Source organism: Myroides sp. TSA_177.3 (assembly GCF_052691955.1).
Map to the genome: position 1 here is coordinate 1 of NZ_JBQZGD010000038.1, position 11,763 is coordinate 11,763.

Consider the following 11,763-nt stretch of genomic DNA (forward strand, 5'->3'; position numbering starts at 1 on the left):
TTTCTTCTAAATACAAGTTTATAAACACCTTCCTTATCAACTTTAAAATGAAGGATTAGTCAAGGAGTTGAAGTTGGTTAATTAATTGATAGAGGATAGGGAAAAAGTCTACGGCTTAATTACTGTGGTAATGGAGTTGTTGGTACAGACGTAGTGAGTTTATATTCATGGAATTAATTTTTACGATCCTTGCTGTAAGGTATATAACAGCACATATTGTTACAAAAGAGGTCTGTTTTGGCCTCTTTTTTTCTTTTCAAAAGGAGGGAGTTTTCAATTTCTTTCCTGCTTATATAGAATAGACTAGTATTCAAATGATAGTCTCAGTTTGCGATCATGCTGTAAGAAAAGCAATGAAGTTTTTAGCATGAAAATACTTGATTTACTTGGTTTTATAAAACACATGGTTAATTTAAAGTTAATAAAAAAAAACTTTTTTGTTTTATAATATACTGATTATTAGGTTTTTGTTTAGTTAAGGTCCTTTCAAAAAAATGTTTTTCTAAAAAGTGGTGTTATGAGATTTTTTTGGCACAATAGTTGATTTTTAGTGAATAAGAAGAATGTTTTAAAAAGAAAAAAAGATGGTACAAGCAAATGAAGTAATTACGAGATTAAAACAGCTACTTGGATATAGAAATGATTTAGAGTTAGCTCAGGTATTAGATATCAAACCCAATACTTTATCAACATGGAAAAAACGCGAGACGTTGGCCTATGATAAAATTATAGAGGTCTGTAAAAAAAATAAAATTGACTTAAATGATTTATTCCTTACAAATCCTCATTCTATTTTAAATATCAATCTAGAAGATCGACGAGTAAAAATGATCTCTGTTGACCATCATATTGAATATTTCTTGAATCCAGAAAAGTGCTATAGCACTTCTCCTTCTTGTATTTTTCCAATTGCCGAAGAAGTAGATATGGCATTTCAAATTGGTGTAGAAAATATGTCTCCAACTGTCAAAGTTAGCTCTTATGTATTGGTGAAAAGAATAGCGCTTAAGGATATCTTACCATGGCAAATTTGTGTGTTTGTTGTAGAAAATAGAGGAATTCTATGCTATCGTTTTAAACATGTGACACCAGAAGGAAATTTATTTCTTGTGAGTGATAATTTCGCTTTTGAAAACTTGGAGATTCGCCCTGAAGATGTAAGAGAGGTTTTTTGTATTCATGGAGCATTTTTACCTAACGTAAAGAATTTAATACAGCTGTAATTCTGTGGGGTTATTCTTTACTAAAAGAAAAGGAGTTAAATAAGAAATTGAAAAGGAGGGGAACTCCATATTTTTTCATTGTACTAACGATTGAAATTGCAATATGAAAGTAACGTATCCAAATGAAGAAGTAAGAAAATCTAAACTGAGCTATGGATTGTTTAGCATATATTTCATTGTTGATGCTTAGTTTTGTATTTTGACTGTATTTTAATTAACAGTTTTTAAGGTTAAAATTATTTTAAATAAGTTAAAATTAGTAATATTGCCGCCGCAAAGAGGAGAATAAAAATGCAGTATTGCATTGCAGAGCTGGTTATTTTTATCCTAGATAAAGCATGTAATTATTATTGATACCTTATGAACACTTTTTTTAAACAACTAAGCCTTAGTTTGCTTTTTATGGCAACAGCTTCTACAGCTTTTGCACAAGACACACCTACTCAAAAAGAGAAAAAAATGAATCTAATCTATGCAGGATTGGGATTTGGACTTGATTATGGTGGAATAGGAGGTAAAATTGAATATTTACCTATTGAAAATATTGGTATTTTTGCTGGTTTGGGGCACAATTTTGATGGAGTTGGATGGAATGTTGGTGCTTCTTATAAAATAAGAGCAACCGATCACTTGTCTGTCAATCCAATGGTTATGTATGGATATAATGGGGTTCTTAAAGTAAGCGGAGCTTCAGAATATGATATGGTTTCTCATGGTGTAACTTTTGGTGTCAATCTAGATATTTATGTAGGAAGAAAAGGAAATAAAATCAGCACAGGACTTTATGTGCCTATTCGTTCTAAAAAGTTTATGGATAACTATGATGCCGTTAAAGATGACAGTCGTGTATCTATGGATAACGAATTGTTGCCAATTGCAATTGGTGTAGGATATAACTGGAATCTAAATTAACTGTTAGAAATTCCACAGCATAATATAAAAAAGCATTGTAGTTTTCTACAATGCTTTTTTAATTGGCTGTAATCAGTTTTCTGCCCCCATTCAGCGAGTTGAAGCGTAAATAATATCGTACTCGCCTATATTTTCTGTATCTTGGCCATACAAATAAACGCCATGAAAAACGATATATTTATCTGCCATAATTGTCCTATGACTCGTACTATGGCTACCATTGGAACGAAATGGAAACCGATTATTATTTATGCCATAGGAATCAAAACGTTGCGTTTTGGTGAAATTTTTGCTCGTGTGGAAATTATCTCTAAGAAAGTATTAACACAACAATTAAAAGAATTGGTAGAAGATGAAATTGTTACGCGTACAGAATACAATGAGATTCCCCTACGAGTAGAGTATAAGTTGACCGAAAAAGGTATTGAACTGCTTAAAATATTGAATCAACTTACGCTATGGAATCAAAAGTACAATGGAGAAGGGTACGAGCAAGAAGAGTAAATTGCCTATTTTGTTCGTCCTTTAATACTATAAGGAACGGCTATCCATTCATAGTGATGGTGTAGTTGTCGTACTCGACCAAAACCGGGGAAAGATTGATGGGCTCCAGCAATCAAAGACTGTTTTTCTGCCATAGACTGGTAAAACGAATTTCGAACTTTTTTAGCTAAATCTTGGTCTTCATCAAAATGATTCGTCATGAATGGCAATTCAAATTGGACGCTTACTACATGAACTAAATCTCCCCAAAAATACAGTTGTTCTTCTTTACTGTCTAAGAGATATACAGTATGACCAGGGGTGTGGCCTATTGTAGGGAGTACTTTTATATCGGGTAAGAGGGAGCCTGCCTGATTTTTAAAGGTCGCAATTTGATTAGAGTCTTTGTAAAGTGAAACTGCATTTTGAACACCTTTTACAATCTTTTTTTGTTCTGCTGATAAAGTATTTCTCGCTTCATCGCTATTCATGGTTGCTAACCAATAGGTGAATTCCGCCTCATTGATGTGAATGATAGCATTGGGAAATACTCTTTTGTTATCTCGTGCTAATCCACCCGCATGATCAACGTGAATATGAGTAATCAAGATATCTGTAATATCTTCGGGTTGGAGCCCATAAGCATGTAAACTTTGTACCAATTTTCCTGCGGCTGCACCAAAGAGATCGCCCGCACCTACATCAACTAAAATAGTATGGGTTGGGGATTGAATAAGGTAGGAATTGATACTGACTTCTACAGGATTTTGCAAGAAAGCTTTTGTTGTTAATTCACTAGCCTTCACCCCCTCTTGAGCATCAAATAAGGCATCAACATCAATATCGACACTGCCATCGCTGAGTGCGGTTACTTTATAATCTCCCAATTGAATGGTGTAAAAAGAGGGTTGTCCTATAAGGTTTTGACTGACTAATAACCATAAAAGAAGAGGTATAAAAGTCATGAAGTTTGGTCTACTTTTTTTCATATTTGGTATTATTTATGTTTAGCAAGCAAAGCTAGAATTTAATGGTTTCTAAAAGAGACCATAAACGCAATAGAGGTTACCTTTAGGTCACCAGTATTTTAAATTTAAAAATGGATTTTTATTGTGTCAAGTGTTGGTTATCAAATGACAGCTTCTCTTTTGATGACTTTTTTTATAATCAATTAAAGGAAGAACTGAAAGAGGTAAGAAAACGCGAACTGTAAAATCACTGATTTTAGCGAGTGCTTGATCCCAAACAATTGTTTTATTTTGAACCTAATAATAGGTGAATAATATCAGGATGGAAAAAATAATAGCAAAACTAGTAGCGAAGAACTATTATGAAGAAGGCACAGGGCTTACTTTGGATGAAATCGAAACATTAAATAAAAAGATAGCAAAGAATATCCCTCCCTTTTTTGAGGCTTATTTGAGCGTTTTTGGATGGAATGAAAACGTATTTTGGGGAGTTTTTAATGAAGAGGATGACTTCATTGAGCAAAATGAACTAATACAAGAATTAGGGTACACTGATTTTATTGCTATCGGTGATGAGTACAGTGAAAATTTGCTACTAGCAAAAATAGAAAATCAACAACTATTTCTATTGGAGGATGATTATTTGATTGACCTTAAAATGAGTTTCAACGACATGCTCAATCAGGCAGTTGAGGATTTGGAGGAACCATCTTTCGTTGTTAGACAACAAGTGAATACGGCTTATGTACTTTTGCAACCGTATAAAAACAGCGTGTTACAAGCGTTTAAGAATGGCTTTAATCAACTCAAAGTAGAGGCTTTAGCACAAGAAGATACATTGTATGGTTTAGTTGTTTCCAAAGACCCAATACGTAAGGCTTACAAATTATCTGCTGGAAGTTTTAAGGACTTTAAAGTAGAAATTGAAAAGGAAAGAATGGATGTTGAATATTTGTGGGATCCTACAAAAATGGCATATCAACAAGCACTTTCTATGGATGATATCTTGATAGATACTAAAACGGAACTGGAGGGAAAAGCCTTAGATTTACTCTTGTTGGATGTTTTACGTGAGCTAAAAGAAGAGGGCTATTTTGATGATCAAATGGATTGTTTTTCAATTTCTATTCAATCTGGGGATGTCTATTTATTTCCAGAGGATTCGTATGATGAATCGTTGGGGAAAGAGCATAATTTGAAAACAATCATCCGACGATTTTGGGAATCTCCCTATGATCGAACTCGAGTGCTAATTGATAATTTATAATAGAAAGAAGATATTGCGTATCATCTAAAAGCATGTATTTTGGTATGGATAACCTGTAACTTTGTATACTAGAGGAAATGAAATACGAGATGGATAAACAAGAGACCTGGATAGAAAAAGATATTCTTTTTTATTACGACCGAGAAACGATAGAACAAATAGCAATGGCTAATTTAAAATATGCCTATGTTCAGGTTTTAGGGAATGTGCCTTATCTATTTGTTTTTGCGGATCATCAACACTATATCTCCACTGAATTAAAGGGATTTGAGAGCATGTATCAAGAATTGTCTCATCGGTTTCATTTTGATGATACCACCTTTTATGCCGTGTGTAAAACGAGAATAGAAGATGATAAAGTAAAAATCTGGGCGAAGAAAATGGCGCAGAATTACCAACTCTTAGAGGAGTATTTGAATGATGGTGATTTGGGCTACGAAGTATATACTACACCTAAGCAAATGATTTCTTGGGATACGACGTACGAACAACTGGAAGCATCTGGGGTAGTTGAAGCCTATTTTACGGAGTATGGTTCTAAATACTTGCGATTTAAACATGCAGTTCGGGTAGAAGGAGTGCTAATTCATCAACTGGAAGTCTATGCAGATCACGGCAGTGCTGCACTTCCTGTACAAGAGTATTTTGTATCGCTATACGATGAAACCAATACGGATAAAAGCTACAAACAATTGCGCGAACTTTGGATTGATGATGCGATTGATGTTGAACAATATGGTTATGAAAGAGCGGATCAGTGTTATTTGCAATTTGGTTTTGCTGAAGGAATAAGTGCATCGATTTGTTATACTTATGATGCAGAACATGGTTATGACGATGGTAGCACCTCTCTTCATTTTTACAACAAACGAGAATATGATTCTTTTTTAGACAATGAAGCCTATGAAGAAGTGATGGAGCTATCAGAATTTCTCCCTTTTCCGAGTCGCTTAGATTTGCAAGTAGGATATAAAGATAGAGAAGAAGTGAAGCGTATTCCGCCAAAGATAAGAGAAGTTGAGGGAACTAAAAGTGGAATTTGGCTGGATCAAGCAACAAATAAAATTGGGTTTGTCGGACTGGAAACTGCGTTAATACTAGACCTAGATAAAATCGAAAATTTTACCTTCCAGAATGTTCTCCCTGCAAAAGGAGCTGGATATGCCGATCTTATTGTTCACTTCAAAACAAAGGAGTACCTCTATGTTTTTACTGCAGACACCTATTTTTTCGATCAATTTGCCCGTCAATTGGAACAAATGACAAAAAAATCAGTAGTCATCCCTGAAGCCTATTATAACTGTTAGGTAGAAAATAGCAGAAATGGTGATGATATCGAATCAAAGTTAGAAATTAGTCGCTTTGTTAAGGGGTGAAATTTTAATCTAGTAATCTAACTTTTACCTGTAAATGGCACGTTGGATTGTCATCATCATTCTTGCACGACGTGCAAATACAAACTAAAAAAATACAAACGATTATTTGATAACTGCGCTTTTTCATACCTAATTTTGTTGAAAGGGTTAGTAATGAAAATCGAAATTAGGAGGCAATTTTGAAGATTTTTTGAATTTTTATTTTTTTGAATAAAAAGAAGGTTTATAGTCTGAATGAAACCAAGGTTGAGCTTTACTAAAGCTTATCTAGCTTGTGTATTAATCGGAAAGGCTATAGGAGAAAGCAACCAAGAAATCCCATCTTCTTTTTGTTTTACATGCCAAAGCACAATACCATTGGCCTCTTCACCAGTGGAAAAACCTTCCCAAATAAATGGCGGAACCCAGATTAGTTGTATTGCTCCATCTCCAGACCAGCCCGCGTCTTTAAATAAGGATGCTGCCATTGCGATATAGTCCGCTGCATCAGATAAAAAATCCGACGGATTAAAGGTGAAATTTAAGTTGTCAATGTATTCATGTATAAAAAGGTGGAAGTTTTTTAATTCTTCGGGTTTATACTGAATTACGTCTTCTTTTTTGATGGAATAAGCCATTGTAGTGTTTTTTATGCTTGTTAGAGCAAGGAATTACTATTGTATAATGTAATTCACTAGGAGCTAATTATGTATTAGCTCCTAGTGAATTTGTAAATAAAATCGATGCTTTTATATGCTTTTGTTTAAAGTGTATTAATTGCGTTTATTCTTATTGAGTTCGTCTTGAAGCTGGCGTCTAATTTTTTGCTCGCGTTCCAAAGCTAGTTTCTTGTATTCTTCTAGTTCACTTTCGGCATCTAGTTGCTTTTTACGCGCATCTTTTGTATCCGTAAAACTTTTCTTAAACTGAGTAAATAAAACACCTAAAGCTAAGAGGAGAATAAGAATAATAGACCAAACGATTGTTTTGAATGTGCTTTTATGGGTACTAATTCCTATAAAATCAAGGTTGTTTTCTTGATCAACGGCTATAGTTAGCTCTTTTTGAAGCGCTGTTAATTGATTGGATAAGGAATCAATTGAGGTTTTTTGTTCAATAAGAGCCGCTTTATTTTGTCGTATTGTTGTTTGTAAACTGTGAATCGAATCTTTTACATTTTGTTGTACATGTTGTAATTTATTTTTTTCTACTACCTTGTAATTTTGCCAGTTATTAGACTGACTGATTAATGTGTTAAATTGGTTTTCGATCGTATTTGTGTCGCTTTGTGCGTAGCTTGACAAAGTAAATGTTAGTAAGGTGGCAGATAAAATAATTGTTTTTTTCATTCATTAAATTTTTGAGTACATTTTTCTAAGAGCATATATAAAAGCTGAATCATTTATTTATAAAACGTAAATATATCGAGAAAAATATGCGGGGACAAGAATTTAATAGTTATTAAAAAATGAGAAAGAAACAGGAATAAATTACATTTTTCTCATTTGTTTTAGTTACAGGTACTTAGATTGATATTTTTCTCTGAATTAGAAAAATAGACGAGTAAGGATACTTTAAACGGAATTGAATATAAACTAAAAGACAACTTCTTGATACTCTATCTGACTTTTATAGTACTTTGTCTCTTTGTTGTTTGTCAGTTTAATCAAAATAGGAGTATAGATTAAGTTCTCGAAGGAGACTGCTTTTTTTATCTTCTTCTTTTTTAAGCACTCATTTTTATGCGCTATTTCCTGTTTTAGATTTTGTACAAAATGAGTATAAGGTAGGGACTTCTTGTAAGTTTCAGTTGAATCAATTGCTTTGTCGAGTTTAAAGTGAAAATACCCCAGATGCATTTCATCTTGTTCAGCAAGTACGATGATGGTGTGATCTGCTTCTCGATCATATCTGATGTTATTTTCTTGTGTTAAATCAAGTACAAAGTCAGTATGGATTGTTCGATAGGAATCAAAATTAAATGCGGTTGGCTCTTGTGAAAAACAAAGCATACTTAAGAAACTAAGTAATAAACTAAAACATATTTTATTCATAAATGGTTTTTGCTTTTTGGAACTGCAGTTTTTAATTCTTTTAATTTTCAACTAATTACTCGGCTTCCTTTATCTAATTTTCTTTATGAAATAACTTTTTTAAGTTCTCTTCATAGTGTCCACCAGCTTCAATTTTTGTAATATCCTCCATAGCCAATAATAAAATTTTTCTATCAAGGGAGAGATAGGTTCCGTATTCATTCATTACAACAGTTTCTTCATCCATGTCTTCAATCTCGCCAATAAAACAAGCTTCATGATCAACATGCTGAATACTGATATTTACATAGCCAAAAATACGTTGAACCGTTTTTAAAATACGTGGAATAGTATCAATTTTAAGGTTCCCAATATTTTCAAGCTTCTTTTCTTGATGCGCAAAATTGGAGGCAGTTTCGATTTCATTTCCAGCCCATCTAATTCGAGAAATATTTTCTCTCTTTAAAATTGAAATTCCATCAACTTGACCTAAATCTGTGAACTTTTCCAAAAGAATAAACTCATCATTAAAATCAACTAGAAATCCATATAGAGATTCCTCGAAACAATCCGTGTAAATATCAATAAAGATCTTTTCGGCTTTTATTTTTTCAAGATATTTGGTTTGAACATTCATTTTTTAAAATAAGCGTGTTTGAAAATTAGGTGTAAGGTTTGTATGCTTTGCAAAGCATACACGAAGTTATAAAAGCTAATTTAGATAAAAATCAATAGATATTGACTTTTTTGGCTGATAAAGAAAAAGCTTAATATTTGCAATGAGCTATTTTGCAAAATAGATGTAATAGGTCGTTGTTATTTTTCATTGTGCCACGTATAGCTACAAAATCTACATTGTTTTGCATAAGGTGTTCTTGCTAACTTGTTGCATTTTGGACACTTATTTAGAAAAATTTGAGTAGGATATTTTTCTAGTATTTTTTTTGCAGTTTCCATCTCAAAATTGTCATACCCCTTTTCAAGTAAATCTAGGATTTCTTGATCATCAGTTATCCAACCTTTTCTTTTGTACATTTCTATAGTTTTAGGATTTTCATTATCTTCTAATTTTAATATTGAAGCATAATGTTTCCATGCTAATTTTTCTTTATAGGGTAATAAATTGAAAAAATAGGTTACAATGTATTGTGCGGTTTCTTTATCCATAGAATTAGAAAATTAAGAATGAATTTTTTATACAGAACAAAGGGTTTTCGTGCTTTTTTAAGGCAACTGAAAAATTAAATATAATCAGCTTTTGTTTCAACAAAAATACTTTATGTTTGCTCAAAATTAGCCATTTTGCAAAATAGATACTAGCTGTTGCAGTTTTACCTTCCGATGATACGTAAGAGATCATCAGAAAAATCATTGTCGTTTTGTAAAAGTAGTTTTTTAGCCTGTTCAATTTCTTGATTTTCAAGGTGAAATAAGGCTAACTGATAATTAGCTTGTTCAACATCATAAACGGAATAACTATTTTTGTTATTCGTGATAGTCAAAAATAATTCTTTAGCTTTCGGTTTATTAGTTGGCGTTCCAATTCCATACAAATAAAGAAAAGCAAGTTCAATTGGATACACATGATCGATTTCGAAGGCTTTGTAAAGTAGTTTATAGGTCTCTTTATAACTACCTAAATCTCGATAAACTGTTGCCAAATTTAAGGCAGCAGTGGCTATGTTTTCGGAAATTAATTCCCTATAAAGCTGTATTGATTTTTCTGTATTTTTTTTACAACCCAATCCTTCAGATAAGTAATCCGCAACTCTAATTTTACAGTAATGATACTCGGAACCTTTTAGATACCATTCAAAAGCTTTTTCTAAATTTGGTTTAACCTCAAGGCCACTTGGACAAATTATTCCGTCTTCATATCCTTGTGCTATTTGTAAAAAATCATTTTCGGATTTATTTCCTTTATTTACTAAATTATTCCAGTCCTCAACGTTTTTGATTGGTTCCATTTATGTTGAATTTGCAGTTATCTGTCGTTAATGTAGGTTATTTTATATCAGTTCTTTATCGATTATTTTTTTTCGTTTTTACGTTCAGATTTTCTATGCTCTGATTTCTGTTTTAATGCGTTAATAGCTAGTAGTGTTTTTCACGGAACAAAATGAAGTACCGTTTTGTCCAACCCTTTCTATATTCTTATTTGGCTTTTACTTACTTTTTTGATAGTATCAAAAAATTGGTTATAAAGATACGAAATACTAGTAAAATACTCTATTTTTCTACAGTATTAATAACGATTAGTGATAAGGAATGAAGCGTACACTAATCATAGTAATCCACCCCAATTTTGAAGATTCTATCGTCAACAAATTATGGATAAACGAATTAAATAAATATTCTGATCAATACTGAGGTATTAACTTACGGTTGGACTTATGGAAGTGAGAGTGGCTAAAGAGTAGGAAATAAAAAAGTCGCACTCGCTCTTACTGTTGGTATCGATGAACAGGAGTATACTGCTCAAGGAAAATACAAGTATACACTAGCGCAATTGTTGGCTCGTTTTGAGGTGACATTTAGTTATATCAAAGCCGATTACCAAGGAGTTTATGCTTACTATAGGTTTGAAAGAGATAGTTCTGAAGAAGCGATAAAAAGTAGCTTTGTTCCCTATATGAAGTATATCAAAGCAGTTTAAAAGAATTGAGAATTACAGCCAGTACCAGCAAACGTATTTGAGGTTCACAAAACAGAAATTTTAGATTTTCTTGGAACAAATTATTTTGTAAAATAGCGATATAAAATTAACTAAGATGTTTTATTGTTTAAATTAATTTTTGCTATTTTAATTTGTAATATAATTTTTTTATTATATTTTTATAAGTATTGTTTTTTTTTAACTTAAAAAGTGGAATAATAAAATATGTGACGATGAAAGAAAAAAATAGTTTATTTGAAGAATTACGTCTCTTAAGAGGGGATGATCAATATCCTTCACAGCAGATTAAAGAGAAATTAATTGATTTATATCTTCCTTCGACCGTATCAGACTTAGCGATTAATTTATCCAATATTACCTCCCAATTCTATGCTTTGCAATTACAGTCAATAGGAGAGCAGTATGGAGTGGATAAAATACGTTTGCACTCCGATAAACTATTTTACAATCTTGGCAAAGCAAAAGCAGAGCAAGCACTAATTAAAGATTCTACTATGGTTCGAGATTGCAGGTCAATGGTTATGGTCGCTATTTCTGCTATTTATACTTCGAGTCCGGAGTTCAAGTTTCATGTGCAAGAATATACGTCAGATTATGCTGTGATCCATTTGAAAGGTGTTGATCGTTATCACAGAGCTGCTAAACAATATAAAATTGATCAGTATCTAACTTTTCCCACTTTAATAGCTTTTTTAGATGGAATCAAAGATTATCTTCAATTAAGTAATATAGAAATATTAGTATCCCAATCTGTCTATGACGAAAATTCAAATATAGATTGTACTTATACTATTAAACAAAATAATTTGTAAGATGAAACATTTGTATAATTACATCGGGGAGAA

Annotated in this window: 14 protein-coding genes; 7 read left to right on the forward strand and 7 right to left on the reverse strand. The window is 32.4% G+C overall.

Annotation, left to right across the window (positions count from 1 at the left end):
- Nucleotides 1-584 precede the first annotated feature (584 nt).
- The 3 genes from ACUTSE_RS17660 (at nucleotide 585) to ACUTSE_RS17670 (ending at nucleotide 2,639) form a co-directional block, all read left to right on the forward strand.
- Nucleotides 585-1,223: a helix-turn-helix domain-containing protein gene (locus ACUTSE_RS17660; protein WP_445641206.1), complete on the forward strand. Its 639-nt coding sequence runs from the start codon at nucleotides 585-587 to the stop codon at nucleotides 1,221-1,223.
- Between the two features lie 402 nt (nucleotides 1,224-1,625).
- Entirely contained in the window at nucleotides 1,626-2,135 is a 510-nt protein-coding gene (locus ACUTSE_RS17665) for a hypothetical protein (protein ID WP_445641207.1), read from the forward strand.
- 162 nt (nucleotides 2,136-2,297) lie between these two features.
- The gene (locus ACUTSE_RS17670) at nucleotides 2,298-2,639 is read left to right on the forward strand and encodes a winged helix-turn-helix transcriptional regulator (protein ID WP_445641208.1); all 342 of its coding nucleotides are present in this window, start codon (nucleotides 2,298-2,300) and stop codon (nucleotides 2,637-2,639) included.
- 5 nt (nucleotides 2,640-2,644) lie between these two features.
- Here ACUTSE_RS17670 and ACUTSE_RS17675 read toward each other — a convergent pair whose 3' ends face one another.
- Nucleotides 2,645-3,607, reverse strand: a complete 963-nt coding sequence (locus tag ACUTSE_RS17675) for an MBL fold metallo-hydrolase (RefSeq protein ID WP_445641209.1) — start codon at nucleotides 3,605-3,607, stop codon at nucleotides 2,645-2,647.
- Nucleotides 3,608-3,908: 301 nt separating this feature from the next.
- Here ACUTSE_RS17675 and ACUTSE_RS17680 point away from each other — a divergent pair, with 301 nt between their 5' ends.
- The gene (locus tag ACUTSE_RS17680) at nucleotides 3,909-4,853 is read left to right on the forward strand and encodes a hypothetical protein (RefSeq protein ID WP_445641210.1); all 945 of its coding nucleotides are present in this window, start codon (nucleotides 3,909-3,911) and stop codon (nucleotides 4,851-4,853) included.
- A gap of 89 nt (nucleotides 4,854-4,942) precedes the next feature.
- Nucleotides 4,943-6,160 (forward strand): hypothetical protein, encoded by a 1,218-nt coding sequence (locus ACUTSE_RS17685; protein WP_445641211.1) that lies wholly within the window; start codon nucleotides 4,943-4,945, stop codon nucleotides 6,158-6,160.
- 332 nt (nucleotides 6,161-6,492) lie between these two features.
- Here ACUTSE_RS17685 and ACUTSE_RS17690 read toward each other — a convergent pair whose 3' ends face one another.
- The 6 genes from ACUTSE_RS17690 to ACUTSE_RS17715 form a co-directional block, all read right to left on the reverse strand.
- Entirely contained in the window at nucleotides 6,493-6,846 is a 354-nt protein-coding gene (locus ACUTSE_RS17690; RefSeq protein WP_445641212.1) for a hypothetical protein, read from the reverse strand.
- A gap of 135 nt (nucleotides 6,847-6,981) precedes the next feature.
- Entirely contained in the window at nucleotides 6,982-7,557 is a 576-nt protein-coding gene (locus ACUTSE_RS17695; protein ID WP_445641213.1) for a hypothetical protein, read from the reverse strand.
- Between the two features lie 246 nt (nucleotides 7,558-7,803).
- The gene (locus tag ACUTSE_RS17700; protein WP_445641214.1) at nucleotides 7,804-8,262 is read right to left on the reverse strand and encodes a hypothetical protein; all 459 of its coding nucleotides are present in this window, start codon (nucleotides 8,260-8,262) and stop codon (nucleotides 7,804-7,806) included.
- 73 nt (nucleotides 8,263-8,335) lie between these two features.
- A complete protein-coding gene (locus ACUTSE_RS17705; protein ID WP_445641215.1) occupies nucleotides 8,336-8,878 on the reverse strand; it encodes a hypothetical protein in 543 nt (180 codons plus the stop codon).
- Between the two features lie 179 nt (nucleotides 8,879-9,057).
- The gene (locus ACUTSE_RS17710; RefSeq protein ID WP_445641216.1) at nucleotides 9,058-9,408 is read right to left on the reverse strand and encodes a hypothetical protein; all 351 of its coding nucleotides are present in this window, start codon (nucleotides 9,406-9,408) and stop codon (nucleotides 9,058-9,060) included.
- A gap of 164 nt (nucleotides 9,409-9,572) precedes the next feature.
- Nucleotides 9,573-10,208 carry a tetratricopeptide repeat protein gene (locus ACUTSE_RS17715; RefSeq protein WP_445641217.1) on the reverse strand — a complete coding sequence of 212 codons (636 nt, stop codon included), beginning with the start codon at nucleotides 10,206-10,208 and terminating at the stop codon, nucleotides 9,573-9,575.
- Nucleotides 10,209-10,696: 488 nt separating this feature from the next.
- On the opposite strand from ACUTSE_RS17715, the gene ACUTSE_RS17720 reads away from it, so the two are divergent.
- On the forward strand, nucleotides 10,697-10,897 hold the full coding sequence (locus ACUTSE_RS17720; RefSeq protein WP_445641219.1) for a hypothetical protein: 201 nt from the start codon (nucleotides 10,697-10,699) through the stop codon (nucleotides 10,895-10,897).
- 233 nt (nucleotides 10,898-11,130) lie between these two features.
- Complete coding sequence (locus ACUTSE_RS17725; RefSeq protein WP_445641218.1) at nucleotides 11,131-11,730, forward strand: hypothetical protein; 600 nt, start codon at nucleotides 11,131-11,133, stop codon at nucleotides 11,728-11,730.
- The last annotated feature ends 33 nt before the right edge of the window (nucleotides 11,731-11,763 follow it).

Coding starts and splice junctions, on each gene's coding strand:
- ACUTSE_RS17665 (WP_445641207.1), top strand. CDS start 1,626: ATGGCAACAGCTTCTACAGCTTTTGCACAAGACACACCTACTCAAAAA.
- ACUTSE_RS17725 (WP_445641218.1), top strand. CDS start 11,131: ATGAAAGAAAAAAATAGTTTATTTGAAGAATTACGTCTCTTAAGAGGG.
- ACUTSE_RS17690 (WP_445641212.1), bottom strand. CDS start 6,846: ATGGCTTATTCCATCAAAAAAGAAGACGTAATTCAGTATAAACCCGAA.
- ACUTSE_RS17700 (WP_445641214.1), bottom strand. CDS start 8,262: ATGAATAAAATATGTTTTAGTTTATTACTTAGTTTCTTAAGTATGCTT.
- ACUTSE_RS17715 (WP_445641217.1), bottom strand. CDS start 10,208: ATGGAACCAATCAAAAACGTTGAGGACTGGAATAATTTAGTAAATAAA.
- ACUTSE_RS17705 (WP_445641215.1), bottom strand. CDS start 8,878: ATGAATGTTCAAACCAAATATCTTGAAAAAATAAAAGCCGAAAAGATC.
- ACUTSE_RS17710 (WP_445641216.1), bottom strand. CDS start 9,408: ATGGATAAAGAAACCGCACAATACATTGTAACCTATTTTTTCAATTTA.
- ACUTSE_RS17695 (WP_445641213.1), bottom strand. CDS start 7,557: ATGAAAAAAACAATTATTTTATCTGCCACCTTACTAACATTTACTTTG.
- ACUTSE_RS17685 (WP_445641211.1), top strand. CDS start 4,943: ATGGATAAACAAGAGACCTGGATAGAAAAAGATATTCTTTTTTATTAC.
- ACUTSE_RS17670 (WP_445641208.1), top strand. CDS start 2,298: ATGAAAAACGATATATTTATCTGCCATAATTGTCCTATGACTCGTACT.
- ACUTSE_RS17660 (WP_445641206.1), top strand. CDS start 585: ATGGTACAAGCAAATGAAGTAATTACGAGATTAAAACAGCTACTTGGA.
- ACUTSE_RS17680 (WP_445641210.1), top strand. CDS start 3,909: ATGGAAAAAATAATAGCAAAACTAGTAGCGAAGAACTATTATGAAGAA.
- ACUTSE_RS17675 (WP_445641209.1), bottom strand. CDS start 3,607: ATGAAAAAAAGTAGACCAAACTTCATGACTTTTATACCTCTTCTTTTA.